This window comes from Streptomyces sp. NPDC020983 (assembly GCF_044333485.1).
Classification (GTDB): domain Bacteria; phylum Actinomycetota; class Actinomycetes; order Streptomycetales; family Streptomycetaceae; genus Actinacidiphila.
In genome coordinates this window covers 297,163-321,043 of the sequence record NZ_JBIRRA010000007.1, presented here as the reverse complement: position 1 = coordinate 321,043, position 23,881 = coordinate 297,163, and the positions used below count along the sequence as shown (strand labels likewise).

The window sequence follows — 23,881 nt, the reverse complement described above, 5'->3', positions numbered from 1 at the left end:
GTCGGCCACGTACGGGCTGCGGCGGTCCGGGCAGCCGCCGGTGCTCACCCCGGCGTGCACGCACCCCGGGGTGTCGACGTGACGTTCTGCCCGGCGGGTCACGGCGGCACAGGCTGCGGCTGCCCGGCGGACGCAGGGTCCTCGTCCGGCTCCCCCGGCTCGCGGTCCTCGCCGGCATCGCACACCGGACGGACGGTGATCCGCGGGTCAGAGGATGGCGGAGGGCGAGTGCTCGGCGAGCAGGAGCTCTCGCAGCAACGAGCAGGCGCGCCGCAGAAGCCCGCGCCGTGATGCACCAGGTGTACTCATGACCCCTCCAGCGGTAAGGTACGCCAAGGCGCGTACCTGACGCTGAAGGTACGCCACGCGACGTACCTTGTCGAGAGGGGAGCCGATGGCATCGGGCGAACTGCCGCACCCGGACGCCGAGGAGCTGGAGATCGGACCGATCCTTCTCGCCCTGGCGGACAACAACCGGCGCCGGGTCGTCGCCGAGCTCGCCGCACAGCCGGACACGGAACGGCTGTGCGCGTCCTTCAACCTGCCGGTGAGCAAGTCGAGCCGCACGCACCACTGGCGGGTGCTGCGCGAGGCCGGCCTGGTCTACCAGCGCGACGCCGGAAACCGGATCTACATGCGGTTCCGCAAGGACGACCTGGACCGCAGGTTTCCCGGGCTGGTCGAGGCGATCGTCGGGGCGGACCGGGAACCACGCTGAGGCACACCACCCGCGGTGCCGTGCGGTGACGGTCCACCCGCGGCGGACGCGGGCCGTCCGCGGCCCGGCGCGGAACCGCGGTGCCCCCTTCACGGAACCCGGCTCCCGTCCGCGTTCAGGAGGAGCCCAGGATGGAGTGGGCGCGCTGCAGAACGAGGTTGAGGACCCTCTCGGCGGCAGCGACGTCGTCAGCGGGCAGGTCGGCCCAGAGCGGCGCGGTGATCTCCTTGATCTGCGCCCCGAGCCGCTCGACGAGTTCACGCCCGGCCGCCGAGATGCGGTCCCCGGCGAGCAGGCCGCGCTCCGTCAGTCCCTCGACGAGCGCCGGTGCGTCGGGAAAGTGGACGCTCTCGGCGACGACCGTCGCGAGTGAGCCGTCGCCGTCGTACTGGTCGGCCAGGCGCAGGGTCACCCACTGCCGCTCTGTGAGGCCCGGCTCCTCCAGGGTGCGGCGCAGGATCGCCTGGAGGTTCTTCTCGGTCTGGCCGATGAGCTGCGAGCCGAAGGGGGTCATGTGATGCTCCTGATCTCGGAGAGGGGCGGGCTCAGGCCCGAGCGGCCGGACGGTCGATCCGGATCCCGGCGGAGTGGTCGGCGAGCGCGGCGAGGACGTCGGCCGCATGGAACGCCGCGCCGGGCGGTACGGCCCCCACGCTGCGGACGCGGCCGTCGAGGAGCCGGACGACTCCCTCGACGACGATCGGCGCGGTGACCGCGTAGATGTCACGCCCGCTCAGGCTCATCCGGCGCTCGGAGCCGCCGCAGCTCACGACGACGTCGACGGTGAACTGCTGGAGCGAACGGCCGCTCTCGTCGGCGGCGCTCGGGCCGGGGGTCCCTGCCTCCCGCAGCTCGGCGAGCGACCCGGTGCTGAGGTAGGAGGTGAGCCGGTCGACCGGCAGGTGCCGGTGCAGCGTGATCGTCTCCGAGAACGGCAGCTCCACGACCTCCTGGTCACCGAGCGCACCGCCGAACGCCCAGGTCGCGGTCGGCGCGGGGCTCTTGAGCGGCACCAGCTCCCCGTCGCGGACGACCTGCCTGACCGCGGTGTTGCGCTCGCCGGTCACGCGGGTGCCCGCGGTGGGCCACCAGTGGTCGAGGCCTATCGCGACGGTCACCTCCGCACGCGACTCCTCGGCCCCGAGCAGGGAGGTCGCCATCAGGTCGGCGAGTCCGCCGTAGAACGCCATGGCCGGTACGACGGCCACCCCGGCGCTCCGGGCCGCGCCGTCGAGCTCGTCGTACAGCGTCTGCACGACCGGCTGCTCCGCGGTGACGTCGAGGTAGTGCGTGCCCGACGCGACCGCGGCGGCGGCCAGCGGCAGGGCCGTGTCGAGGAACGGGCCGGCGCAGTTGACGACGACGTCGACATCGGCCAGCGCGGCCTCGACGCGTGCGGGGTCGTCGAGGGCGAACGCGCGCTGCTCCAGTGCCGGCCACTGCGCCACGGCCCGCAGCCGGGCCGGGTCGCGTCCGGCGACGACGGGGGTGATGCCGCGGCGCAGCAGTTCGTCGACGACGAAGCGGCCGGTGTGCCCGGTCGCGCCGTAGACCATGACGCGTCGGGTCTCGTTGCTGTTCATGTCGTCCATCCTCCGGGGATCTGATCGAAGTGACGAGCGTCCGAAACGACACGTGCCCTACAGTTTCGGACATGCCTGGGATGCTGCTGGCGATGCACGGCGAGACGATGCTCTACGAGGTCGCGATCGCCACGGAGGTACTGGGCGCGACCGGTTACGACTTCACGGTCGCCACCTCCGACGGCCGGCCGCATCCGTGGCTTGCGGGGAAGCCGACGGCGTCGTACGCCGCCCTCGCCGGGGCGGGCGCCCCGGACACGGTGGTCGTGCCCTCGACCGAGGATCTCGAGGGCGACCCCGATCCGCGGCTCTGCGAGGCACTCCGCACCGCGCACGGACGCGGCGCGCGGGTGGCCGCCCTGTGCACGGGCTCGTTCGTCCTGGCCGCGGCCGGGTTGCTCGACGGCCGGACGGCCACCACGCACTGGATGCACGCCGAGGCGCTGTCACGGCGCTTCCCGGCGGTGCGGGTCCGGGCGGACGTGCTCTTCACCGACGAGGGCGACGTGCTCACCTCGGCCGGCAAGACGGCGGCGCTCGACCTCTGCCTGCACCTGGTGCGCACGGACCTCGGAGCCGCGGTGGCCAACCAGGTCGCCCGGCGTCTGGTCGTGCCGTCACTGCGGGCCGGCGGGCAGGCGCAGTTCATCGTCCCCCCGGCGCTCCCCCGCGGCAGCCGCGGACTGGCGCCGGCGCTGGAGTGGGCCAGGGCGCATCTCGACCAGCCGCTGACGGTGGCCGACCTCGCGGGGCGCGCCGGGCTCAGCCCGCGTCAGCTCGCGCGCCGGATGCACACCGAGTTCCAGACCGGCCCGCTGGAGTGGCTGCACCGGCAGCGGGTGATGCGGGCCCAGGAGATGCTGGAGCGCACGGACGCCGGGATGGAGCAGATCGCCGCCCGGTGCGGCCTCGGCAGCGCCGCGACCCTACGGCGTCACTTCGCCCGCGTCCTCGGCGTGACCCCGACGGCGTACCGGGCCTCCTTCGGCGGGATCAGTGGCGGGTGACCCGGCCGTCCGACTCGGGCTCTCCCGGCTGGAGGGCCCGCAGGACGGTGCCGGCGATCCGGTCGAGCGCCGCCACGTCCTCCTGGCCGAGCAGGTCGATGAGGTGACGGCGGACGGAGGCGACGTGCGCCGGGGCGGCGGCCTCCAGGACCTCGCGGCCGGCCCCGGTGAGCGTGACGACCGCGCCACGCCCGTCGCCGTCGCTGGACGTCCTGCGTACCAGACCCCGCCGCTCCATCCGGCCGACCTGGTGCGCGAGCCGGCTGCTCGACCACATCAGCCGGGTGGCCAGGTCGCCGGCACGCCATGAGTCCTCCGCGGCCTCGGACAGCGTCGACAGGACGTCGTAATCGGCGTCGGAGAGCGATGAGTCGGAGCGCAGGTCGCGCGAGATCGCCAGGTCCAGAACCGTGCGCATCCGCCGGTAGCGGCGCCATGCCGCCTCCTCCTGCGCCGAGAGCCACTTCGTCACCCCACCAACGTAGCTGACACGTCAGCCTCAGGCGCCAACTCGCCACCGAGACGGCGGGCCCAGCCGGCCAGCTCTCCGACGACGTCGGCGAGCCGCTCCGCGAGGTCGGCGTCGATCAGCACACCGCGTTCGTCGAACCGGGAGGCGGCGTGCGCGACGTAGAGGGCCGGAGCCGGCACGACCAGCGCGCCGACCGCCAGCAGGACGTGGCGCAGCTGGGACTGGGCGATGCGCGTGCCCCAGGGTCCGGTGGACGCGCCGATGACGGCCACCGGCTTGTCCGCCAGCCCGGCACCGCCGCGGGAGAGCCAGTCGACCAGGTTCTTCACGACGCCGGGCATCGACTGGTTGTACTCCGGTGTGGCGAACAGGACCGCGTCCGCCTCCCCGACCGCCCGGCGCAGGCCGGCCACAGCCGGAGGGGTGTCCGCTTCGAGGTCCTCGTCGAAGACCGGGATCCCCTTCAGCCCCTCGAAGACGTCGAGTTCGACGCCGGGCCCCGCCAGCCGGGCCGCTGCGTGCAGCAGGGCGCGGTTGTGGGAGTCGGAGCGCAGGCTGCCGGCCAGGCCGAGCACACGCAGCGGGCGGGTCATGAGGCACCTCCATGGGTAGCTGACATGTCAGCAACCATAGCAGGTGTATTGCTGACACGTCAGCTACCGGAGCGTGCGCTGCCGCGGCACGTACCCGAGGGGGCTGACGGCCGCACCCCACCCGGCCGCGCTCCGGCGGGCGTCGCGGACCGCCGGCACGGCCGGCTCATCCGCCTCAGGACCGACGGCGGCGGGCCCGTCGGCAGCCGGGAGAAGCCCTCCCCGCGCCCGGCAGCTCGGCTCGTGCCCCGCCGGCCAGGGGCGTCACAGCGGCGCCGGGCTCGAACGCGCCGAGCAGATCTGGAGCCTCACCGTCGACGACGGCAGGATCACCGAACTGCGCGCCGTCTCCGATCGGCTCGGGATGTTCCTCCAGCTCGGCCGGGACCGGCCGACAGCGGACTGACGGGCCGTCCGGTCAGGAACGGTCGGCCCGCGCCGATGACGGAAACTGCGCGGCCCACGTCGCTTCGCGTGCTCGCCGGCCCGATCCCACGGCACCACCATGAACCTGGCAACCCCATGAACCTGGCAACCCCACCACTCCCCCGGAGACGCACGTGAGCACCAAGGATCCCAAGATCGTCGCCATCGAGCACTTCTTCACCGCCTACGCCGACGGCGACGTCGCCGGCATCGCCGAGGTGCTCAGCGCCGACGTCGCCTGGACCATCCCCGGACACCACCCCCTCTCCGGCACCAAGCACGGCATCGAGGAGGTGCGCTCCTTCTTCGAGCAGCTCGGCAAGGCCGGCTTCCAGGCCGAGCCGCTCTTCCTCGAGGCCAACGAGGAATACGTCGTCGACATCCACCGCGGCTGGTCCACGCAAGGCGTGGGGCAGGTGGACACCATGTGGGCGCTCGTCTGGCATTTCGGCCCCGACGGCAAGGTCGACCGGGTCGTCAACCTCAGCGGCGACCAGCACCGGATGGACGCCTTCGTCTGGGCCAACTTCGCGCTCGCGCCGCTCCCCGACCGCCTCGCGCAGCCCACGCCCTGAGAGGCCCCGGGGACCGCGCCCGCCCTCCCGGCCGTCGGCGGCCGGGAGGGCGGCGGTGTCACACGATGCCGGTCAGGCGGTCCACCTGGTGCGGGTCGCGGCCGTGGCAGTAGAGCATGACCTCGTCGGCGCCCAGGTCACCGAAGGCGGTGACCGCGGTGCGGATCTCCGCGGGGGTGGTGAGCATTCCGGCCACCATGCGGTCGGCCATGCCGGTGAAGGCGTAGTACGCGTGCATGGTGGCCCGGGCGTCGTCGATCACGTCCTGCGGGCCGAGCGCAACATTGACCTGGGCGACGATGCGCGGTTCGCCGTCGCGCCCGTACTCCTTCCAGAAGCGGCGGGCGGTGTCGAACAGGCCGCCCGCCCAGGAGGGCGCCGCGGCGGCGAGGAAGCCGTCGCCCCAGCGGGCCACGCGTTCGATCGCGGCCGGCTGGAAGCCGCCGAACAGCACCTCGGGGCCGCCCGGCCGGGCGGGGGCGGGGCCGATCGGGCCGGCGCCGTCGCCGTACGGCTCGCCGGACCACAGACGGCGCATCACCGCCATCTGCTCGTCGAGGCGGCGGCCGCGGGTGCGCTTGTCGGTGCCCGCGGCCCGGTGGTCGTCGTCCCGGCCGCCGACGCCCAGGCCGAGGACGAAGCGGCCGCCGGTCATCCGGTCCAGGGTCGCGGCCTGCTTGGCCAGCAGCGCGGTGTCACGCAGAGGTGCGAGCAGCACCTCGGTCTGGACGCGGATGCGGGAGGTGGCGCCCGCGAGGACGGCGAGCGCGACCAGGGGTTCGGGGTTGTCGTAGACGAGCCGGTCGAGCAGGCCGAGTGTGCTGAAGGGGCCGTCGTCGGCGCGCTGCGCCCACGTGAGCAGGGTGGCCGGGTCGGCGACGGGCAGGCCGATACCGAGGTTCATGGGGAAAGCCTCCGGAATGAGGGGTCGACACATGGACCGCCGCCCCTCCGGCACCTCTGGGGCGAGGTGGGACGCTCCCGCCCTGCGGCGTGCTTCCGGGGAACGTCTCGTCGAAGTGATCTCAGCTTAGGGTGGTCCGGTTCGGCGGAACAAGCGGTATGGGACCGGGGATAGGATCGCGGACATGGCCGGCAGCGCGCTTCTCGTGATGGACGTCCAGCGGGACGTCGTGGAGACCGTGGGCGCCGGGCCCGCGTACCTCGAACGGCTGCGGCGCGCGATCGAGGGGGCCCGCGCGGTGGGCGTCCCCGTGATCTACGTGGTCATGCGGCTGCCGGCGGGCGACCCGCAGGCGAGCGCCCGCAGCAAGGTGATCGCGAACGTGCTGCGGGCCGGCCTGTTCGCCGAGGACGCCCCCGGTACGGAGATCCACCCCGACGTCGCACCCCGGGCAGGCGACGTCGTGGTGACCAAGCGGCGGGCGAGCGCGTTCTCCGGCAGCGATCTGGACCTGGTGCTCCGGGCCCGCGACATCGACAGCCTCGTCCTCACCGGCATCGCCACCAGCGCCGTGGTGCTGTCCACCGCGTGCCGCGCGATCGACCTGGACCTCGGCCTCACCGTCCTGTCGGACGCCTGCCTCGACACCGACCCGGAACTGCACCGGGTCGTCACCGGCAACCTCTTCCCGCTGTGGGGGGACGTCCTCACGGTCGAGGAGTGGCTCGGCGCGCTCGCCTCCGGGTAGCTCCCCGGGAACGCGTGTGCCCGGGTGCGCGGAGCAGCGCGACCGGCCCGCACCCCGGGACGGTCATCCGAGGACGAGCGGGAGTCTCGCGGCCTGCTCGCCCAGTTCGGCCCTCTCCGTGCCGGTCGGGGCACGCCGTCCCGTGCCGACCAGCAGCGCGTCCTTGTCCGAGAACGATGCGGGGAACGCGGCCCCGGCGATGGCCTCCAGCAACTCGCGTGACCGGCGCAGGCCCTCCACGGGCGGCCCGGCCGCGCCGGGCAGGTGCGCGACCAGGTCGAGGTGGTGCAGCGTCCACTCCAGGACGTAGGCGGAGAGGTAGTCGCCCGCGGTGAGGACCTCGTCGCGGGTGCTCACGCGAAGCCCCGGGTCGGCGAGTTCAGCGGCGCGACCGGCGGCGGAGCCGACGTCGTCCAGGTGGAACCTGAGCAGCCACGGCTCCTCGTAGGCGGCGGCCAGCCGGACGGTCAACGCGTCGAGCGGGTCGTCGCCGGTCGGCGGTGTCCCGGCGACGTTCCAGTAGGTCACCGCGTCTCGCGTCGGTTCCGTTCCGGCGGGGGTCACGAGGGTGATCAGGACATCCTGGGCATCGATGACCAGGTGGCACACCAGGTCCCGCACGAGCCAGCCCGTACAGCCGGACGGCCGGGCGAAATCCTCGTCCGAGAGTTCGGCGACCGCCGTGCGCAGCGCCGTCCAGGAGCGTGAGAAGAGGTCCACGGCCGCAAGCTAGCAGCTCCCGCCGGCCGGCCCGGCGTTCTCCGGGACCTCCGCGGGCGGACGCGCCCGGGGGCGTCCGGGGGCGTCCGCCCGCGGAGCCGGTGGGACATGCCGCTCACCCGGCTACCGGCCTGCCGCGGCTCACACCCGGGCCGGGGGCGAGCCAACCGCCGCTCCCCGCCTCAGAAATCCAGCTCGATGTAGTCGATGTCGGTGAACTCCACTTCGAGGTCGCGGGCCCGGCGGCCGCGGTCCTTGAAGTAGATCTCCTGCAGGCCTTCGGCGGCGATCCGCCGGAGCTGCTGCTCGCCGGCTCCGGCGGACTGCGCGTCGAACAGCCGGCTCGCGTAGGCGGGGGGCAGGTGCTGGGTGATCCGGCGCATCCGCGCGTCGTCGGTGGAACCGGGCGCGGCGGTGAAGCCGAAGCGGGCACGGGTCTCGATCACGATGCCCGTGGCGGTGGCGGCCTGCTTCTTCGCGCGCTGCCGCACCCGGGGCTGCCACTCCTTGCGGACCTCGCGCTCCAGCCGGGCCGCCAGTTCCGGGCGGGGCCGGCGCAGGGTGCCCTTGAGGTAGCGCTCGACGGTGCGCTGGGTGACGCCGAGGCGGGCGGCAGCGGCCCGGGTGGAGCCCTTCTCTGCCTTGACCAGGAAACGCATCCGGGCCTGGGCGGACTTCGGGAGGGGACGCGTCGCGGTGTTCGCGGCCGCCCGCTGGAGTGCGTCCTGGATCTCGCCCATCTTCAGTCTCCCTGGCGCGGGGCTCGGCCGGCGGCGACCGGCTCGTCGGGGGCGGTGACGGCGTGCCCGCGCATGCCGGCGGGGGCGTCGTGACCGGCGGCGGCGCACAGGCCGGAGGCGGCCGGGGCGGGGCCGGGCGCCCGGACGGACGCGGCGGCCGGCGGGGCGGTGACGGCGGAGCGGGTGGCATGGCCGTCGGCCCGTGCGGTCACCCGCTCGCGCCGGGGGGCGCCGGCCGGGCGCAGGTGCTCGCGGCGGCCCGTGGCACGGCGGTGGTCCCCCGCCGCGGCCACCGGCGCCCCGCGCGCGCCGCGCCGGTCGTCCGCGCGGCGGTCGTCCGCGCGGCGGTCGGCGCGGGTGCCGCGGGACCGGAGCAGCTGGCGGGGCAGGCCGCCGGGCGCGGTACCGGCCACCGCGACGACGGTGTCGTCCACGGCTCTACTCCCCTTCGTCCGCGGCGTCGTCGCCCTTGATGTGGCGGGCCGGGTTGTGGTCCTGCTCCAGCAGGTCGACGGCCCAGTAGAGCTCGCGCGTGCCCTCGTGCTTGACCATCCCGGGCGAGACGCCGAGCCGGAACGTCCCCGGGGCGGGCTTCCCGGCCCCGTCGTACGGGAGGACGTCCAGCGGCGACGGGCCCGCCGAGGGGTAGACGGCGCAGTCCGACAGGAGCGCCACGGGCATGAGGGCGTCGTCGCCGAACCGTACGGTCCACGCGCCGCCGATCTCGGCCGCGGGAAGGACGCCGCCGGTCGCGGCCGCGGTCTTCAGCAGTTTGCGGTGCATGTTGACGCGCGCCGCCGAAATGACCGCGGCCCGGATGTCCGGGCGCCAGGTCGGCCGTTCCAAGGCCGGCCACCGCTCCCCCGGCCGGTACCGGGCGCCTTGCGGCCGCTCGCGGAGCTTGCCGATGCCGCCCTTGACCGTCGACTTGATCGCGGAGAGCACCGCGGCCATGCCGGGATCGGCGTTCCTGTGGTGCTCCATCGCGGCGAGGAACTCGGCCGGGGCGAGGCCGGCGCTGACACCGAGGTCGGCCATCGTGGCCTTGTACGCCTCGGCGAGGTGCTTGTACCAGGGGTCCAGGTACGGGCCGCTGACGGGGCGTACGTACGCCTCCAGCGGGCGGATCTCCACCGGCAGCCCGTACTGGCCGACCAGTTCGGCCGCGTACGCCACCGTGGGTGTCGCGTACCACGCGGGCCCCGTGGGGCGCCCGCCGTGCGGCGTGAACGGGCTCGGCAGCCGCGGGTCGAGGCCGATGCCGGACAGGTCGACCAGCCACGCGCCGGGCAGGGCCTTGTCGAACCGCGGCGCCGTGACGTGCTCGGGCGCGCCGAGGCCGACGACGAGACGGTTGGCGGCCGCGAGGAAGGCGGTGTTCACGTCGATGCCGACCGCGAACGGCTTCGCGCACTCGCCGTCGGTGAGCAGCTGCGGATCACGGATCCAGTCGAACGCCTCCTCGTCGAGGACCTGGTCCGGCGTGCGCTGGTGGCCGCGCGGGAAGAGCGCGGCGACGACGGGGTGTTCGTCCGGGGCCTCCGGCGGCGCGGGATCGGCCGGTGCGGTGAGGGAGCCGGGTACGGGGCCGGACACCCACGTGCCCGTCGCCTCGTCGCGGACCGCGCGGGTCGGCGGCCGCAAGCTCGTCATCAGCTCCAGCCCCGCGACCGCGGTACTGCCGCGCGGGGTCAGCACCCGGGCGGCGTACACCGACAGCACCCGGGCGAGCTCCGCCGGCGGCAGCTGGTCGGCGCCGCCCCAGGCGCGGTGGTCCAGTGCGCCCCAGGGCAGCACGGCCAGCTGCACGCACCGCCGCCGGTCCCCCTGCGCGGGCCGGTAGACCCGGGCCCACGGCCCGAACCCCCTCCTGGTGAGCTTCCATTCGGCCTTCGCGATCTGCTCGACGACCGGGTGGCCCTCGGGCAGCCGCATGGAGCGCCGGTCCTCCAGCTGCGCCGGCAGACCCAGCCGCTCGGCGGCCGCGGCGGTCAGCACGACCAGCGGATCGCTGTCCTTCCCCGAGTGGTGCAGCCGCGGCGCGCCGAGTCCCGCTTCGGCGAGCGTCCACTCCACCAGCTCCGGCACGGACGCGGCCGGGCATTCGAGGACCAGGCCACCGGCGCAGTACAGCTGCCCCTCGCCGTCCAGCACCCCCAGGGGTCCGTGCGCGAACCGCGCATCGGCCACGGCCGGCGGGGCCGGGGCCGCCGCCCTCCGCGGGGCCGCTCCCCGCGCGCCCGGCGCCCGGGACCCCGGCGGTGCGGCCGCGGACGAGGCCCGCGCAGGCGCCGCGGGCGCGGCCGGCTTCGGTACGACGGCGGAGGAGCCGAGGCGCGGCCCCGCCGCAGCCGGGCTGGCGGAAGGCTCCGGCACCGCCGACGGCGCCACTTCAGGGGCGGCCGGGGCGGCCGGGGCCGCGGGCTCAGGGGCTGCGGGCTCAGGGGCCGGGAACCGCGCGGCGAGGCCCTCCAGCAGCCGGGCGTAGGCCGCGCGCTGGGGCGCCCGCGGCTCGGTCTTCCCGCCCTCCCAGTTCCCCACCGCCTCACGGCGCGTACCGAGTGCGGCCGCCACCTGAGCCTGGCTCAGGCCCGCCGCCTCCCGCAGCCGCCTGCGCTCCGCGGGCGGGGGAAGGTCGTCGGACGGCACCTGCTCCAGCAGCGCGTCAACGGCACTGAACAGCTCGTTTCGCGGGGACACCGCTCACCTCCGCGGCCACCCTACCGCGCGTCACACAGCACATCGCGCACCGAATCGCATACTGATCGCGCAACGGGCGACGGCCTCCGGGCGGACCGCCCGGACCGGCTGGAACGGCTGGAACGGCTGGAACGTGCCACCGAAGCACGGGCGTTTGACAGCACGGAATGACCAGCGAGTAGTTTGCACCGTCGAAGAGGACTTGGCCGTCCCAGTGCCTGGCGTCGCAGGACGGCTCCGTGCCCCCGGGGGGATACGCGTGGACCTGTTGTCCTTGGCGTCGGCGGCTGTCGCCGTCTGCGGTGCGGCGGTCGCTGCGTTTTTCGGCTATTGGCAGCAACGCCGCCTTCGGGCATGGGAGCAGCGCAATTACATGGACCAGTACGGCGCCTCCCTGGCGTGGGCCGCGTTCGACCTGCAGACCAGGCTCTACAACATCCTGCGCGGCCATGTCGTCGACCTGGACCCTGCGCGGGGCTCCGGGTTCCTGACGTCCTTCCTCACGCGCGGCACCGATCGCGAGGCCGACTTCGTACGGCGCAGCACGGTCTTCGCCCTCGCCGAATACCTGGGCTGGGTGGAGATCCTGCGCCGCGACATCCAGTTCCTCGACCTCGGCCGGAACCGCGTCAACGCCCAGGTCATGCTGCAGATCTCCCGGATCGGCGCCGGCCTGTCCCGGATCGATGCGGTGAGCAACGAACTGCGGCTGTTCCGCGCCCAGCAGCGAGCCATCGGCGAACTGATGATCCATCCCGACGGTGAGCCGGGCCGACGTCACTGCCTGGGCTACGCCGAGTTCTGCGCGAAACTGGACCACGACAACGGCTTTGCCGACTGGTTCAGCGTCATGCTGACGGACGTGGACCGTCTCGCGGCGGACACCGCCCCAGCCGTTGCCAGGCTCCAGGAGGTGCAGACCCAGCTGATCGCGCTGATCGACCTGCTGGACCCGAAGAAGGCCCGCTTCCCGCAGTTCCGGCTCGCCTTCGGCCACGGCACCCACACCCTCGGGTGAGGGACGCGTCCCTGCGGTGCGGGAGGCTCGCACCGGCCAGGCCGTCAGGGCGCATCCCTCCCAGGACCGCGCGGAGGCGGCGCGTTCACGGGCGGGGCGGCGGCCCGGCCGGACGGTGTGCAAAGGTACCGGTCATGCAGCCGAGCCTCCTTGACGCACTGCCGGCACTCGTCGTGATCGATCTGCAGAAGGGGATCGTCGACGGGCCCAAAGCACATCCGGTGGAGGGCGTCGTCGCGCATTCCGTCGCCCTGGCGGAGTCCTTCCGCTCCCTGGGCCTGCCCGTCGTGCTCGTCAACGTCGCCGGAGGAGCCCCGGGGCGCACCGACTTCGACTACGGCGACGACGAGGAGGACGAGGACGACGGCGCCGCGCAGGACTGGGTCGAACTCCTGCCCGAACTCGGCGCCCGGCCGGGCGATCTGCGCGTCACCAAGACCAACTGGGGCGCCTTCACCAACTCCCCCCTGCACGCCCGGCTCCAGGAGCTGGGTGTCACGCAGGTCGTCCTCACCGGCATCAACACCCACATCGGCGTCGAGACCACGGCTCGCACGGCCTACGAGCTCGGCTACAACGTCGTGCTCGTGACCGACGCGATGACCAGCTTCGACGCGACCGCCCACGACCACAGCGTCACCCGCATCTTCCCGCGCCTGGGGCAGTGCGTGACGACCGCGGACCTTCTCACCCTTCTCGCCGGCCGCGCCGCCTGACCCCCGCCCCCGGAGGCTGTCCCGTACCCGTCACCACGTTCTTCACGTGGTCGTGCCCCTCGGCGCTCGCGCCGCTCCTGGGCGCGCAGGCCGCTCGGGACCCGGGCCGGCGGCGCGCCGGCGGCAGCGGCTGCCCGGCCGGACGGGAACCGCTCGGTCCCTGCGCGGCGGGGCGGGGCGCACGGCGATCCCGGACGGCCGCGGTGCCCCACCGCCGGACGCACACCGCGGGGCTCCGGGCGTCGGGAGGGGCGGCCGCCGTCCGCCGGGGACGACGGCCGCCCGGTGCTCACTTCCCGTACGCGACCAGCAGGTTGGTGGCCGGGACGACCACCAGGCCGCCGCCCGCACCGAGTCCCGTCAGCGGCTGGGACACGTTGTGCTCGTCCGGCGCCTCCACGGGCGCGCCGACATCGGTGGACCACACGGGCTCACCCGTGGCGCCGTTGAGCGCCCACAGCTGACCGGTCCGGGAGCCGACGAAGACGTACCCGTTGACCACGATCGGCGCCGTGCTGATCTGGTTGTCGCCCGCGAACGTCCACCGCGTGGCCAGGGTCGGGGTGTACCGCTCCTGGAGGACACCGCTGTCGACGAAGTAGCCCTCGTGGCCGTCGATGGCCGGGGCCGGCGTCCAGCTCCTCGCCGGGTAGGTGCCGCGGACGGACCCGTCGGCGGTGTTGAGGACGGAGGGCGCCATGCCCGCGTCGTCGCGGATCCAGAGGCCGCCGTCGGCGGCCACCGGGGTGCGTCCCCCACCGCCCTCGCAGCCCGTCTCGTGGTGCCAGATCGGCGCACCCGACGCGGGGTCGAAGGCGTACGCCTGCTCGCACGCGTACGAGACGTAGACCCCGGCGGCGGTGACGGCGGGCGAACTGTCGTCGCCGTTCTCGACCGGCTGGCTCCAGCGCAGCGCACCGGTGGCGGCGTCCACCGCGTAGAGGGTGCCGCCCGTCCCCGCGCCGCCGGTGTAGACCACTCCGCCGGAGAAGGTGGGCGGCGAGGTGAAGGAGTACTGGCCGGGCAGCGCGACGGACCAGTCCCGCGCTCCGGTCGCCGGGTCGAACGCCGTCAGGACCCCGTCCGGGTTCTGCGCGTAGAGCCGGCCGCCCCCGTAGGCGAGCGCGGACCACCGGTAGGTGCCGCCGAGGTCCACCGGGGCCCAGAGGTCCTCACCGGTCTTCGCGTCGAGGGCGTGGAGGAAGGTGCCGTTGCCGCTGGGCGAGCCGGACGTGGCGAAGACGCGCCCGCCGGCCACGATGGGGTAGGAGACGTCCCCGCCCAGGTCGCGGGACCACTTCTGGTTCAGCGGCGGCGCCGGCAGCGCGGCGTCGACGAGGCTGCCGTTGTGACGTGCGTTGATCTGGTAGGTGGTCGAGGCAGCGGTCTGCGCCGACTGCGCTCCCGCCGGCGTCACGAGCACGGCGGCCCACAGGCCGGCGCCGCACAGGACAGCGAGACTTCTTCGGATCTTCACGCAATGACCCCCATCGTCCGGCATTGCCGCGGCAATGCTCACAAGGCGGGCCGGCCCCCCGGCACCGGTGGCCCGCATCCGGATCAAGGCTCCCGGGTCCGCTCCCCGGCCGCGACCTTCTTTCGAACAGGTGCACTATTTTCCGCCAGATGTCGCGCGCTCCGGAACGGCCGGGTCCCGTCCCCCGCGGAATCGTTCCGATCAGCGGCGGGACACGAACACCTCGTGCGGCCGTCCGGGGCAGCCGTGACAATCCCCGCCGTGCCCCGCCGCACCCCGCCCCGGGACAGCAGGGGTGCCCGCGGACGGCGAGCGGACGGGGAGCCGCCCGGAGCACACCCCGCACGGGGGCGGGCCCCCCACGCGCCGCCCGCTGTCTTCCGGAACGCGTCCGGCGGTCTCGTCCTCGGAGGAGACCCGCTCGCCGCGCCCGGCGTGGACGGCGGCACCGTCCCGGCCACCCGCCGCCCGGAAATGGCCGGATCCGGCGGGCGGGCGCACCGCCGGACGTCCGCGAGGCCGACGGCACCGGACGGCACGGCTGAACCCGCGAGCGCCGCAGCCCCGCCCCCGTCGCGGCCGGGGCGTCGTCGTCGGCAGGCCGGTGCGCAAGGCGGCCCGCTCTATCTCCTACCGGGATTGTTCCTAGAATGCGGAGATGGACGACATCGAGGCGATCGCCGCACTGCAGGACCCCGTGCGGCGGCGGCTGTACGAGTACGTGGCCGCACAGGGCCGCGAGGTCGGGCGGAACGAGGCGGCCGAGGCGGCGGGAGTGGGACGGACCCTCGCCGCGCACCATCTGGACAAGCTCGCCGAGGCCGGGTTGCTCGACAGCGGCAGCCGCCGCCTGACGGGGCGGTCGGGGCCGGGGGCGGGGCGGCCGGCGAAGGTGTACACGCGGGCCGCGGCGGAGCGGGCGGTGTCGCTGCCCGCGCGCGACTACCGCACCGCCGCCGAACTCCTGGCCGAGGCGGCGGAGGACGCGGGGGCGGACGCCGCACTCCACCGGGCCGCGCGGCGCAGGGGCGAGGCGCTGCGGGGCGGGGCGGCACCGTGCGGCAGCCTGGAGGAGGCGGCGGAACTGCTGGCGGCCCGGGGCTACGAACCGCACATGGAGCAGGCTCCGGCCGACCAGGACCCCGTGGGCCCCGGTGCGGCCGTGCGCATGCGCAACTGCCCTTTCCACTCCGTCGCCGAGCGCTTCCCGCCTCTGGTCTGCGGTATGAACCTCGCGCTGCTGGAAGGGCTCATCGGCAGGGGGGGCGGGGTCCGCGCACGGATGGACGCCCGGCCCGGGGAATGCTGTGTGGTCGTCGAACCCGACTAAAAACAATGGCCATTGACATAGAAATACGGTGCGTGCTGGGATGAGGGCATGACCTCACCCCAGACCGCCGCCCAGCCCGGTTTCCACCTCGCCGAGCTCAACATCGCCACCCTCCGGCACCCCCTCGACGACCCGCGCATGCAGGACTTCGTCGACCTGCTCGTCCCCGTCAACGGCGCCGCCGACCGCGCACCGGGCTTCGTGTGGCGGCTGGTCGAGGAGGGGCAGCCCGACGCGACCGGGATGCGGCCCGCGGGCGACGACGTGATCGTGAACCTGTCGGTGTGGGAGAGCGTGGAGGCGCTGTGGGAGTTCACTTACCGCAGCGGCCACCTGGAGGCCATGCGGCGGCGGCGCGAGTGGTTCGAACGGCACGTCGAGGCGGACCTCGTCATGTGGTGGGTCCCCGCCGGGCACCTCCCCGACGTCGGCGAAGCGCTCGATCGGCTCGCCGACCTGCGCGCCAACGGGCCCTCGCCCCGCGCCTTCACCTTCGCCTCCCCCTTCACCGCGGCCGAGGCCGAGGCCGACCCCGGTCACCCCGCCGCGACGCCCCGCTAGCCTGGTCCGCGGCAGCCGCGGCCCCCCAGCGGCCCCCGGACGGCCCGCGGTCCCCGGCCCACCGCCGGCGTCACTGAGGGACGGTGGCGTCCCCGCAGGTGCCGCCCGGCGGGCAGAAGAACGTCAGGGCGGTCCCGGCCAGCTCCCTCTCGTCGGTCAGGTCGTCGTCCTCCCGGCCGGCGGCGGCCACGCTGTAGAGATTCCCGTCGGAGGCCCGGAAGTGGATCTCCACGACATACCAGAGCACGGCACCCTCGTGCCACGTGGCCGAGAACTCCATGCGGTAGCCGGCGGGGCCCTCCCCGTCGAGAGGCTGCGGAGCGGCGAGCTCCTGGAAGCCGTCCAACGACCGAGCCTTGTCGAACGACTGCTCGCTGTCGGGTTCGGACACCGTGGAGACGCGGAGGAAGCTGCCGACGCCGAAATCGTCGTAGCCGGAGCCGCCGTAGTCGATCTGGAACTCCCCGGCCGGTCCGTCGGAGACCACCTGCCGTGCCCAGCCCTCGGGGACGGCGACCGCGAAGCCCTCGTCGTCGACGACACGTCGGTAGCCGGCGGGGAGGGCGGGAGACGCAGGAGCGGGTGCGGACGGGGGTTCGGTGGCCGACGGGGCGGCGGCACCGTCCGTGAGGGTCGACGTCGGCGTCACCCGGGCGGGGGGCCGGCCGGCGCCGCCGTCGTCCTTGCCGTCACCGGAGCCCCGGAGGATCACCAGGCCGACGACGACGCCGACGACGACAACCGGTGCGGCCGCCTTCCACAGGACGCCGCGGCTGCGCGGCCTCGGCCCCGCGGCGGCGCGGGGCAAGGCCGAGGGCGATCGTGACGGCAGCCCCGTACCGGTTGGCGGGTCAGCCGTGGAGGTACCGTGGCGGGCGGCGTCGGCCTCCCAGCACTGGGCGTCGTCGTTCCATCGGCGTTGTTCCCCGGTCATTGCCCGCTGCCCTCACATTCCGAGGAGGCCGGCCAGCGTGGCCGCCGAACTCAGCACGGCAACCAGCGAGTTGGCGTCCGTGAGGAGCTCTCGCAGGCGTGCCGGACGACCTTCGCCCGGACTTCCGGTGCTCGTGATCTCGTCCTCCGTCCCGGCCAGCGCCGCGTCCAGGTCCGCCGTCCGTCCGGTCACCCGCGTCCTGCCGAGGTCGGCCCTCAACTCCCGGACGGCGGCCAGGAGTCGCGCGGTGTCGCCCTGGACCGGCGCGGTGCCGCCCTGGCGGCTTTCGGCGTGCGCGTGGCTGCCGATGGCGAACGTGCTGCCGGACACGTCACCGATGGTGACATTCGGCTGGGGGCTGTCACTGGTCATCGTTCTGGGATCCCCTCAGCGGCGGCGTCGGCGCACCGCCTGTCGTGACGGCCCGGGCGCGGTCGCCGATGGCGAACGTGCTGCCGTCGACCGAGTCGATGTTGACACCGCCGTTGCTGATGTTGACGACCTTCTGGACGAACTCACCCGTCTGGTAGCCGGCTTCCGCGATCGCCGCCTTCACGCCGTAGGCGATGCGGTCCTGCACGCTCCTCAGGTAACGGTCCACGTCCATGGACTGGAACCGGGATCCTTCCGGCTCCGCCGCGAGTTCGCGCACGGACACGGCCGGGCCCTCGGGTGTCGCGCCGGTGAACTCGCCGGTGAGCCGGCGCCAGCCGCCGACGATGCGACGGCCCAGGGTGACCAGGGCCAGTCCGGGCGCGCCGGGCACATGCGTGAGGATGTAGGCCGTCTTCCCGAGAACGTTGTTGTTCGTGAAGCGGTAGACCGCGTGGTCGGCGTCCTTGTAGTCCGCGCGCACCGGGAAGAGGACGTGCGGGGCGAGTTCCAGCATCAGCATCCGGCCCTGCGTGTGGACGCGTACGAAGACCGTGACGACCAGTTCCTCCTCCCAGCCGCCCACCCTGATCCGCAGGAAGTGCCGGCGCTTCTCGCCGCCCTCCTCGACGGCACGCGCCCGGTGCTGCTCGAACTGGTCCGGGGCGTACGGCGCGTCCTCACGCCGCCGCAGCCCCTCCACGGGGAGGAACACGCACTCGTCGATCTCCAGTCGGCGCAGCCGGTCCCGTACGGCCCTGCCGTTCTGCTCGGCGGATTCGGCGACCTGGCGCAACTGCTCGAGGAACGGCCGCACCGCGGCCAGGACCGTGCCGTTCCCGAGGGGCTGTGTCCGCCTCGTCCCGTCCCGCCGCAGCTCGACCGCGAGCACCCAGGTGTCATGGGCCTTACCGGCCCCGCAGAACGGACGCGCCTCGTGGTACATGATCAGCGGCGCGTGCTGTTCGAGCCGGATGCGGGCACCGAGCCGCGGGTAGCGCCGGCCGGCCCGCTCGGCCGGGTCGGCGGCCACGTCCGCGAAGCGCCGCCTGGCCAGCGCGCCACGCAGCACCCGGGTCAGCTGCAGCTGCTCTCCGGCCACACAGGCGCCGATCGCCAGCAGTACGGCCAGCGCGAGCCGTGCCCTCCACCGGCCGATCCCGCCGGAGCCGACCTGCGGCACCAGGAACTCGAGCATGCGGGGCAGGAACCCGCGAACGTAGTTCAGCACGCTGCCCACGCCGTGACCCACGCCGACGTCCTGCCCGAAGGCGGTGGCCGGGATGGCGACCAACAGGTAGGCGAGGAGGAGGCGTCCGAGCCAGCGGAGCCAGAAGGAGGGCACACGACGACGCGTCGGCGGGGCGTCGGCCGAGCCCCGTACCCGCTGTCCGAACGCCTGCAGCGGTCCCGGAATCGCCAGGAGCAGAAGCCACCCGCGGGTGGCCGCCGCGCCGATGGCCAGCAGGCACACCATCCCCACGGCCCAGGCGAGTTCCGTCCGCCGGGCCCGCAGGGCGTGCGCGAGGACCCGGGCGGCGTCGATGCCGAGCGAGGGCGCCACGACACGCTGGTCCCTGAGGTACAGCTCCTCGACGACACGGTCCCGGTACTCCGCGTCCAGATACGTCCCCACGCAGAGCAGGCGGGTCGCCTCGCTCGCGTGCGGAGGAACGGCCGGTGAGGGCGGATTCCCGCCCACGGGCTGCGCCTGCGGCTGTGCGGGGACGCCGGTGGTACTCATCGCACTCCTCGGTGCTCCACCCCGACAGGAACAGCGGACTTCGTGACGACGAGGCGTGCCGAGGGTGCATCAGCATAGGCCGCCGGAACGTGGCGGATCACCATTTGTCCCTCTACCGGGTGACACGCCTTCCGGGCAGGCCGGACAGCGAAGCGCCGCCGGAGGACCAGGCCTCCCGGAGGGTGGGACAGCCGGTGCCGGTGCGCGCGGACGGCGAGGCGGAGGGCCGTCCTCGCCGCGGGCCGTCCCGGGTGAGCCCTGCAACGCCGCAGGCGTGCGCGCCGGGAGGGACAGCATGCGGTTCCCCACCTCCGGGGCGGCATCCTTGCGGGCCGCAGTTGCGGCTGCGACTCGTAGCCGACTGTCGGCGAGGTGCGCGCGGACGACTTCTGCCTCGGCTTTCAGGTCCCGGTGGCGTTGCAGGTACTGCTGGTTGACTGCGGCCCGTCGGGTGGCCGCCGACTCCTCGGGTGCGGCGCTGCGCATCCTCGCGCCCGCCCACTCCCCCGTCGACTTCGGCGGCTACTGGCCGACCTGCCTGGACAGGGCGCGGAGTTCCTACCAGTCCCACACCCTGACCACCAACGGCCAGGGCAGCATCGGCCCCTGCACCGGAAGCCTCTCCGGAGGCACGCCGGTCTTCGCGGGGCTGAACACCAACGGGGTGCCGTTCACCGAGCCGAGCGCGGTCGACATCTTCGGCTGCGCCGGCGGGCCGCTGTACAACTCCGGCGGCGACGCCCGCGGCGTGCTGCGGCCCGGCCGGCCGGCGCCCTCAACCGCAGCTCCCTGCTCGTGGCGGGCGGCGGCAACCAGCCCGACGGCGCCTCACCTTCCGGCTTCTCCACGGACGCGCACGTCGACTGGTTCGGCTTCACCCGGTAGGCCTGCCGGGCCCGTGCGCGGCCCCCGTCACGGGGAGGCGGGCCGCGCGGCGGCCGGCAGGGCCGCACGGACGGCCTCCGGGCTCCGGGCGACCACTGCGGTGCCGTCGTCCGCGGTGATGATCGGCCGCTGGATCAGGGCCGGGTGGGCGGCCAGCGCGTCGACCCACCGGGCGCGGGCGGCCGCGTCGCGGTCCCAGGAGTCGAGGCCGAGTTCGGCCGCCACCGGTTCGCCGGTCCGGGCGATGTCCCAGGGTTCGAGGCCGAGCCGGCCGAGCAGGGCGGTGAGCTCCGCGGCGGTCGGCGGTTCGTCGAGGTAGCGGCGCACCGTGTACGCGGCGCCCTCCTCGTCGAGGAGGGAGAGCGCGGAAGCGCACTTCGAGCAGGCGGGGTTGATCCAGATCTCCAAGGTCTCGCCGTTTCTGTCGCATGGGCCGCCGCCGGGCAGGACGGCGCCCCCGGGGGGAAGGCGCGGGTTCGCGGTTCAGGGTGCCACGCGGCTGCCCGCCAGCCCGAGGAACTCCGCCCGGGAGCGCGGGTCGTCGCGCAGCAGGCCCTGCAGGCTGGAGGTGACCGTGGTCGAGCCGGTCGCCTGCACGCCGCGCAGGGTCATGCAGCTGTGCTCGGCCTCGATCACCACTCCGACGCCCTTGGGGGCGAGCTGGGCCTGGAGCCAGTCGGCGATCTGCTTGGTCAGCCGCTCCTGGACCTGCGGACGGCAGGCGAAGTGCTCCACGACGCGGGCGAGTTTGGACAGGCCGAGTATCCGGTCGGCGGGCAGGTAGCCGACGTGGGCCGTGCCGACGAAGGGCAGCAGGTGGTGCTCGCACACCGACCGGACGGGGATCGACCGGGCGAGGACGAGCTCGTCGTAGCCCTCGTCGTTGGGAAAGGTGGTCAGGTCGAACGGCCGGGGGCTGAACAGCTCGGCGTAGGCGCGGGCCATCCGCCCCGGGGTCCCGCGCAGGGACTCGCTCCCGGTCCGCACCCCGAGCGCCTCCAGGAAGTTCCGGGCCGCCTCCTCCGCGGCCGCCAGATCGACGCCGTCCGTGCTGTGCACCACCCGCAGTACGGGCGCCGGCTGCGTCGCGGCCGCGTCCTCGGCGGCATCGCGGGCCGGCACGGTGGCGGGCCGTTGGGCTCGGCAGTGCGGCGCACTCGTCACGGCGGACCTCCTCGCAGTTGTTTCGCCAACGAGTATTGGTCTTATTCGCCGTGACGGTCAAGCAGCCCATGTCCATCCGGTGCGCGGAAGGTTACGGCCACGGACGTCGGCGTTATGGTGAGGAGGTGGCCACTCCCCCCGCTTCTCCCGCACCGCCGGATGACGACCCGGTCGCAGCGGTGGCGGTACTCGCCGACGAGCAGCGCCGCCGGATGTACGCCTTCGCCCGCCGCGCCCGGCGCCCCGTCACCCGCGAGGAGGCTGCCGCCGAGGCGGGGATCTCCGCGAAACTCGCCGCCTTCCACCTCGACAAGCTCGTCGCCGCCGGCCTGCTGCACGCCTCGTACGGCAACCCGGGCGGCGCCCGCCGGGTCGGCCGCAGACCGAAGGTCTACCAGCCGGCCGGCACCGACATCCGCGTCAGCATCCCCGAACGCCGCCCCGACGTCATGGCGGGGATCCTCCTCGACGCCGTCCTGGCCCAGCAGCCCGGCGAGGACGCCCGCGCGGCGGCGCTGCGCACCGCCCGGGAGCACGGCAGGGCGGTCGGCGCCGCCGAGCGCGAGCGGGTCCGGCCCGGCCGCCTCGGCCCCGAGCGGTCCCTCACCGCCGGCGAACCGCTGCTCACGCGGCACGGCTTCGAGCCCGAGCGGCACGCACCCACCTGCATCCGGTTGCTGAACTGCCCGTTCCACCAGCTCGCGGCCCGCTCGGCGGATCTGGTCTGCCGCCTCAACCACGCCTTCCTCGCAGGGATGCTCGACGGTCTCGAAGCGGCCGGCGTGGCCGCCGTCCTCGCGCCCCACCCGGGCAGGTGCTGCGTGGAGCTGCGCGCCCCGGGTGACGCGCCCGCGCCCGCCGGCGAGGAGACCGCCGGTCCCGGGTGCGAGCGGGACGCCCTGCCCGGCTGAACGGCTCGCGCCCGCGCGGCGGCTCCGGCACGACGCGGAGCGTCACGGCAGCGGCGGGGCCGGAGCGTCGGCGGACCGCCGCCGTCCGCCGGGTAGGCCGCCGGACTGACCGGAACGGCCGCCGCCGAATACTCCGCCCGGGGCGTCCGGGGCAACGCGGCCGGTCCCGGCTTCGCCGGGGCACCGCTGCTGCGCAGCATGGACGGGCAGCCCCGTGCCGTGCTCGCCGTCCTGCGCCCGGCGGGGCGGCCGGGCCGGTCCGGGAAGGCCGTCGGGCCGATTGCCTTCCTGCTCGGCGACGGCACCTTCGCCACCGGCGGCTGCCGCCCCGTCGACGGCGCCTGCACCGCCGTCCGACTCCCCCGCACAGGAGGACCACCGTGAAAGCACTCCAGTACCGCACCGTCGGCGCCGCTCCCGAGGTGGTGACCGCTCCCGACCCCGAGCCCGGCCCCGGCCAGGTGCTGCTGAAGGTGACCGCCGCGGGCGTGTGCCACAGCGACATCGCCGTCATGAGCTGGCCCGCGGACAGCTTCCCGTACCCGCTGCCGCTCACCCTCGGCCACGAGGGCGTCGGCACCGTCGCCGCGCTCGGACCCGGCACGACCGGGGTCAGCGAGGGCGACGCCGTCGCCGTCTACGGGCCCTGGGGCTGCGGCCGCTGCGCCAAGTGCGCGGAGGGCAAGGAGAACTACTGCCTGCGTGCCGACGAGCTGGGCATCCGCCCGCCCGGCCTGGGCGCGCCCGGGGCCATCGCCGAGTACCTGCTCGTCGACGACCCGCGCCACCTCGTGCCCCTCGACGGCCTCGACCCGGTGGCGGCCGTCCCGCTCACGGACGCGGGCCTGACCCCCTACCACGCCGTCAAGCGTGCGCTGCCCAAGCTGGTGCCGGGCTCCACCGCGGTCGTCATCGGCGCCGGCGGCCTCGGGCACACCGCGATCCAGCTGCTGCGGGCGCTGAGCCCGGCCCGGGTCGTCGCCCTCGACGTCAGCGAGGACAAGCTCGCGCTCGCCCGCACGGTCGGGGCCCACGCCGCGGTGCTCTCCGACGACGACGCGCCCGCCGCGGTGCGCGAGCTGACCGGCGGCCTCGGTGCCCAGGCCGTCTTCGACTTCGTCGGCGCCGCACCCACCGTGCGGATCGCCGGTGCGGTGGCCGGGGTCGAGGCCGAGGTGTCCCTGGTCGGCATCGGCGGCGGCACGCTGCCCGTCGGCTTCGGGGTGCTGCCGTTCGAGGTCTGCGTCAGCGCTCCCTACTGGGGCTCCCGTGCCGAACTCCAGGAAGTGCTGGCCCTCGCCCGCGACGGAGCCGTCTCCGTGCACACCGAGACCTTCTCCCTGGACGAGGCGCCGCGCGCGTACGAGCGGCTGCACGAGGGCAGCATCAACGGCCGCGCGGTCATCCTCCCCAACGGCTGACGGGCCAGGGCGTACGGGCGGGCCCGGCAGGGGTGGATGCCGGATCCGCCCGCGTGCCCGGCAGGCGTCCCGGGCCCCGGCGGACGCGTGCCCGGCACGGGGACGCGTACGGTGTACGGGTCCGCCGGACGGCCGCCGCGACCGGCACCCTCCGGCGGCAGG

Annotated in this window: 26 protein-coding genes and 1 pseudogene; 12 read left to right on the top strand and 15 right to left on the bottom strand. The window is 74.5% G+C overall.

The features are described 5' to 3' along the window. Positions 1-394: 394 nt before the first annotated feature. Positions 395-718: an ArsR/SmtB family transcription factor gene (locus ACH4SE_RS18070; RefSeq protein WP_398544377.1), complete on the top strand. Its 324-nt coding sequence runs from the start codon at positions 395-397 to the stop codon at positions 716-718. A gap of 115 nt (positions 719-833) precedes the next feature. On the opposite strand, the gene ACH4SE_RS18065 is transcribed toward ACH4SE_RS18070, so the two are convergent. Both ACH4SE_RS18065 and ACH4SE_RS18060 read right to left on the bottom strand, forming a co-directional pair. Further along, entirely contained in the window at positions 834-1,232 is a 399-nt protein-coding gene (locus ACH4SE_RS18065; protein WP_398544376.1) for a MarR family transcriptional regulator, read from the bottom strand. A gap of 31 nt (positions 1,233-1,263) precedes the next feature. After that, positions 1,264-2,301, bottom strand: a complete 1,038-nt coding sequence (locus tag ACH4SE_RS18060) for a saccharopine dehydrogenase family protein (protein ID WP_398544375.1) — start codon at positions 2,299-2,301, stop codon at positions 1,264-1,266. Positions 2,302-2,372: 71 nt separating this feature from the next. On the opposite strand from ACH4SE_RS18060, the gene ACH4SE_RS18055 reads away from it, so the two are divergent. Then, on the top strand, positions 2,373-3,308 hold the full coding sequence (locus ACH4SE_RS18055; protein ID WP_398544374.1) for a GlxA family transcriptional regulator: 936 nt from the start codon (positions 2,373-2,375) through the stop codon (positions 3,306-3,308). On the opposite strand, the gene ACH4SE_RS18050 is transcribed toward ACH4SE_RS18055, so the two are convergent. Together ACH4SE_RS18050 and ACH4SE_RS18045 are read right to left on the bottom strand one after the other, a co-directional pair. Further along, positions 3,295-3,780 (bottom strand): MarR family winged helix-turn-helix transcriptional regulator, encoded by a 486-nt coding sequence (locus ACH4SE_RS18050; protein ID WP_398544373.1) that lies wholly within the window; start codon positions 3,778-3,780, stop codon positions 3,295-3,297. The genes ACH4SE_RS18055 and ACH4SE_RS18050 overlap by 14 nt on opposite strands. Next, positions 3,777-4,373: an NADPH-dependent FMN reductase gene (locus ACH4SE_RS18045; RefSeq protein ID WP_398544372.1), complete on the bottom strand. Its 597-nt coding sequence runs from the start codon at positions 4,371-4,373 to the stop codon at positions 3,777-3,779. The genes ACH4SE_RS18050 and ACH4SE_RS18045 overlap by 4 nt, the downstream gene beginning before the upstream one ends. Positions 4,374-4,933: 560 nt before the next feature. Between ACH4SE_RS18045 and ACH4SE_RS18040 the strand changes: the two genes are divergently transcribed. Further along, complete coding sequence (locus tag ACH4SE_RS18040) at positions 4,934-5,374, top strand: nuclear transport factor 2 family protein (RefSeq protein ID WP_398544371.1); 441 nt, start codon at positions 4,934-4,936, stop codon at positions 5,372-5,374. Between the two features lie 58 nt (positions 5,375-5,432). On the opposite strand, the gene ACH4SE_RS18035 is transcribed toward ACH4SE_RS18040, so the two are convergent. Continuing rightward, positions 5,433-6,278 carry an LLM class flavin-dependent oxidoreductase gene (locus tag ACH4SE_RS18035; protein ID WP_398544370.1) on the bottom strand — a complete coding sequence of 282 codons (846 nt, stop codon included), beginning with the start codon at positions 6,276-6,278 and terminating at the stop codon, positions 5,433-5,435. 184 nt (positions 6,279-6,462) lie between these two features. Between ACH4SE_RS18035 and ACH4SE_RS18030 the strand changes: the two genes are divergently transcribed. After that, entirely contained in the window at positions 6,463-7,026 is a 564-nt protein-coding gene (locus ACH4SE_RS18030; RefSeq protein ID WP_398544369.1) for a cysteine hydrolase family protein, read from the top strand. Between the two features lie 63 nt (positions 7,027-7,089). Here the strand turns inward: ACH4SE_RS18030 and ACH4SE_RS18025 are convergent, their stop codons facing one another. The 4 genes from ACH4SE_RS18025 to tap all read right to left on the bottom strand — a co-directional run bounded on the left by ACH4SE_RS18025 (position 7,090) and on the right by tap (position 11,186). Beyond that, complete coding sequence (locus ACH4SE_RS18025) at positions 7,090-7,746, bottom strand: maleylpyruvate isomerase N-terminal domain-containing protein (protein ID WP_398544368.1); 657 nt, start codon at positions 7,744-7,746, stop codon at positions 7,090-7,092. Between the two features lie 182 nt (positions 7,747-7,928). Next, positions 7,929-8,486, bottom strand: coding sequence for a telomere-protecting terminal protein Tpg (gene tpg / locus ACH4SE_RS18020; protein WP_398544366.1), 558 nt, complete (start codon positions 8,484-8,486; stop codon positions 7,929-7,931). A 2-nt stretch (positions 8,487-8,488) separates the two neighbouring features. Beyond that, entirely contained in the window at positions 8,489-8,920 is a 432-nt protein-coding gene (locus tag ACH4SE_RS18015) for a protein kilB (protein WP_398544365.1), read from the bottom strand. A gap of 4 nt (positions 8,921-8,924) precedes the next feature. Then, positions 8,925-11,186: a telomere-associated protein Tap gene (gene tap, locus ACH4SE_RS18010; RefSeq protein WP_398544364.1), complete on the bottom strand. Its 2,262-nt coding sequence runs from the start codon at positions 11,184-11,186 to the stop codon at positions 8,925-8,927. 373 nt (positions 11,187-11,559) lie between these two features. Between tap and ACH4SE_RS18005 the strand changes: the two genes are divergently transcribed. Both ACH4SE_RS18005 and ACH4SE_RS18000 read left to right on the top strand, forming a co-directional pair. Next, positions 11,560-12,204 (top strand): hypothetical protein, encoded by a 645-nt coding sequence (locus ACH4SE_RS18005; RefSeq protein WP_398544363.1) that lies wholly within the window; start codon positions 11,560-11,562, stop codon positions 12,202-12,204. A 134-nt stretch (positions 12,205-12,338) separates the two neighbouring features. Next, a complete protein-coding gene (locus tag ACH4SE_RS18000; protein ID WP_398544362.1) occupies positions 12,339-12,920 on the top strand; it encodes an isochorismatase family protein in 582 nt (193 codons plus the stop codon). A gap of 289 nt (positions 12,921-13,209) precedes the next feature. On the opposite strand, the gene ACH4SE_RS17995 is transcribed toward ACH4SE_RS18000, so the two are convergent. Further along, positions 13,210-14,397 (bottom strand): PQQ-binding-like beta-propeller repeat protein, encoded by a 1,188-nt coding sequence (locus tag ACH4SE_RS17995; RefSeq protein WP_398544361.1) that lies wholly within the window; start codon positions 14,395-14,397, stop codon positions 13,210-13,212. A 658-nt stretch (positions 14,398-15,055) separates the two neighbouring features. Here ACH4SE_RS17995 and ACH4SE_RS17990 point away from each other — a divergent pair. After that, positions 15,056-15,727 carry a helix-turn-helix transcriptional regulator gene (locus tag ACH4SE_RS17990; protein WP_398544360.1) on the top strand — a complete coding sequence of 224 codons (672 nt, stop codon included), beginning with the start codon at positions 15,056-15,058 and terminating at the stop codon, positions 15,725-15,727. 48 nt (positions 15,728-15,775) lie between these two features. Then, positions 15,776-16,288 carry a DUF3291 domain-containing protein gene (locus ACH4SE_RS17985; RefSeq protein WP_398544359.1) on the top strand — a complete coding sequence of 171 codons (513 nt, stop codon included), beginning with the start codon at positions 15,776-15,778 and terminating at the stop codon, positions 16,286-16,288. Between the two features lie 70 nt (positions 16,289-16,358). On the opposite strand, the gene ACH4SE_RS17980 is transcribed toward ACH4SE_RS17985, so the two are convergent. The 3 genes from ACH4SE_RS17980 to ACH4SE_RS17970 form a co-directional block, all read right to left on the bottom strand. Beyond that, positions 16,359-17,096 carry a hypothetical protein gene (locus ACH4SE_RS17980; RefSeq protein ID WP_398544358.1) on the bottom strand — a complete coding sequence of 246 codons (738 nt, stop codon included), beginning with the start codon at positions 17,094-17,096 and terminating at the stop codon, positions 16,359-16,361. A gap of 138 nt (positions 17,097-17,234) precedes the next feature. Further along, a complete protein-coding gene (locus ACH4SE_RS17975) occupies positions 17,235-17,594 on the bottom strand; it encodes a hypothetical protein (protein ID WP_398544357.1) in 360 nt (119 codons plus the stop codon). After that, the gene (locus ACH4SE_RS17970; protein ID WP_398544356.1) at positions 17,584-19,338 is read right to left on the bottom strand and encodes a hypothetical protein; all 1,755 of its coding nucleotides are present in this window, start codon (positions 19,336-19,338) and stop codon (positions 17,584-17,586) included. Before ACH4SE_RS17970 ends, ACH4SE_RS17975 begins: the two co-directional genes overlap by 11 nt. Positions 19,339-19,633: 295 nt before the next feature. On the opposite strand from ACH4SE_RS17970, the pseudogene ACH4SE_RS17965 reads away from it, so the two are divergent. Continuing rightward, positions 19,634-20,002, top strand: a pseudogene (locus ACH4SE_RS17965) (hypothetical protein); the annotation flags it as partial. A 248-nt stretch (positions 20,003-20,250) separates the two neighbouring features. Here the strand turns inward: ACH4SE_RS17965 and ACH4SE_RS17960 are convergent. Beyond that, positions 20,251-20,631, bottom strand: a complete 381-nt coding sequence (locus tag ACH4SE_RS17960; RefSeq protein WP_398544355.1) for an arsenate reductase family protein — start codon at positions 20,629-20,631, stop codon at positions 20,251-20,253. A 75-nt stretch (positions 20,632-20,706) separates the two neighbouring features. Continuing rightward, the gene (gene folE, locus ACH4SE_RS17955; RefSeq protein WP_398544558.1) at positions 20,707-21,291 is read right to left on the bottom strand and encodes a GTP cyclohydrolase I FolE; all 585 of its coding nucleotides are present in this window, start codon (positions 21,289-21,291) and stop codon (positions 20,707-20,709) included. Between the two features lie 221 nt (positions 21,292-21,512). Between folE and ACH4SE_RS17950 the strand changes: the two genes are divergently transcribed. The 3 genes from ACH4SE_RS17950 to ACH4SE_RS17940 all read left to right on the top strand — a co-directional run bounded on the left by ACH4SE_RS17950 (position 21,513) and on the right by ACH4SE_RS17940 (position 23,719). Continuing rightward, positions 21,513-22,298 (top strand): helix-turn-helix transcriptional regulator, encoded by a 786-nt coding sequence (locus ACH4SE_RS17950; protein ID WP_398544354.1) that lies wholly within the window; start codon positions 21,513-21,515, stop codon positions 22,296-22,298. A 198-nt stretch (positions 22,299-22,496) separates the two neighbouring features. Further along, positions 22,497-22,682 (top strand): hypothetical protein, encoded by a 186-nt coding sequence (locus ACH4SE_RS17945; protein ID WP_398544353.1) that lies wholly within the window; start codon positions 22,497-22,499, stop codon positions 22,680-22,682. Then, entirely contained in the window at positions 22,679-23,719 is a 1,041-nt protein-coding gene (locus tag ACH4SE_RS17940; RefSeq protein ID WP_398544352.1) for an NAD(P)-dependent alcohol dehydrogenase, read from the top strand. Before ACH4SE_RS17945 ends, ACH4SE_RS17940 begins: the two co-directional genes overlap by 4 nt. Positions 23,720-23,881: the final 162 nt, after the last annotated feature.

Excerpts from the sequence above, each read along its gene's own strand:
- ACH4SE_RS17975 (WP_398544357.1), bottom strand. The coding sequence starts at position 17,594 with ATGACCAGTGACAGCCCCCAGCCGAATGTCACCATCGGTGACGTGTCC.
- ACH4SE_RS18000 (WP_398544362.1), top strand. The coding sequence starts at position 12,339 with ATGCAGCCGAGCCTCCTTGACGCACTGCCGGCACTCGTCGTGATCGAT.
- ACH4SE_RS17945 (WP_398544353.1), top strand. The coding sequence starts at position 22,497 with ATGGACGGGCAGCCCCGTGCCGTGCTCGCCGTCCTGCGCCCGGCGGGG.
- ACH4SE_RS17990 (WP_398544360.1), top strand. The coding sequence starts at position 15,056 with ATGGACGACATCGAGGCGATCGCCGCACTGCAGGACCCCGTGCGGCGG.
- ACH4SE_RS17970 (WP_398544356.1), bottom strand. The coding sequence starts at position 19,338 with ATGAGTACCACCGGCGTCCCCGCACAGCCGCAGGCGCAGCCCGTGGGC.
- tpg (WP_398544366.1), bottom strand. The coding sequence starts at position 8,486 with ATGGGCGAGATCCAGGACGCACTCCAGCGGGCGGCCGCGAACACCGCG.
- ACH4SE_RS18065 (WP_398544376.1), bottom strand. The coding sequence starts at position 1,232 with ATGACCCCCTTCGGCTCGCAGCTCATCGGCCAGACCGAGAAGAACCTC.
- ACH4SE_RS18055 (WP_398544374.1), top strand. The coding sequence starts at position 2,373 with ATGCCTGGGATGCTGCTGGCGATGCACGGCGAGACGATGCTCTACGAG.
- ACH4SE_RS17985 (WP_398544359.1), top strand. The coding sequence starts at position 15,776 with ATGACCTCACCCCAGACCGCCGCCCAGCCCGGTTTCCACCTCGCCGAG.
- ACH4SE_RS18035 (WP_398544370.1), bottom strand. The coding sequence starts at position 6,278 with ATGAACCTCGGTATCGGCCTGCCCGTCGCCGACCCGGCCACCCTGCTC.
- ACH4SE_RS18005 (WP_398544363.1), top strand. The coding sequence starts at position 11,560 with ATGGACCAGTACGGCGCCTCCCTGGCGTGGGCCGCGTTCGACCTGCAG.
- ACH4SE_RS18030 (WP_398544369.1), top strand. The coding sequence starts at position 6,463 with ATGGCCGGCAGCGCGCTTCTCGTGATGGACGTCCAGCGGGACGTCGTG.
- ACH4SE_RS18060 (WP_398544375.1), bottom strand. The coding sequence starts at position 2,301 with ATGAACAGCAACGAGACCCGACGCGTCATGGTCTACGGCGCGACCGGG.
- ACH4SE_RS18070 (WP_398544377.1), top strand. The coding sequence starts at position 395 with ATGGCATCGGGCGAACTGCCGCACCCGGACGCCGAGGAGCTGGAGATC.
- ACH4SE_RS18045 (WP_398544372.1), bottom strand. The coding sequence starts at position 4,373 with ATGACCCGCCCGCTGCGTGTGCTCGGCCTGGCCGGCAGCCTGCGCTCC.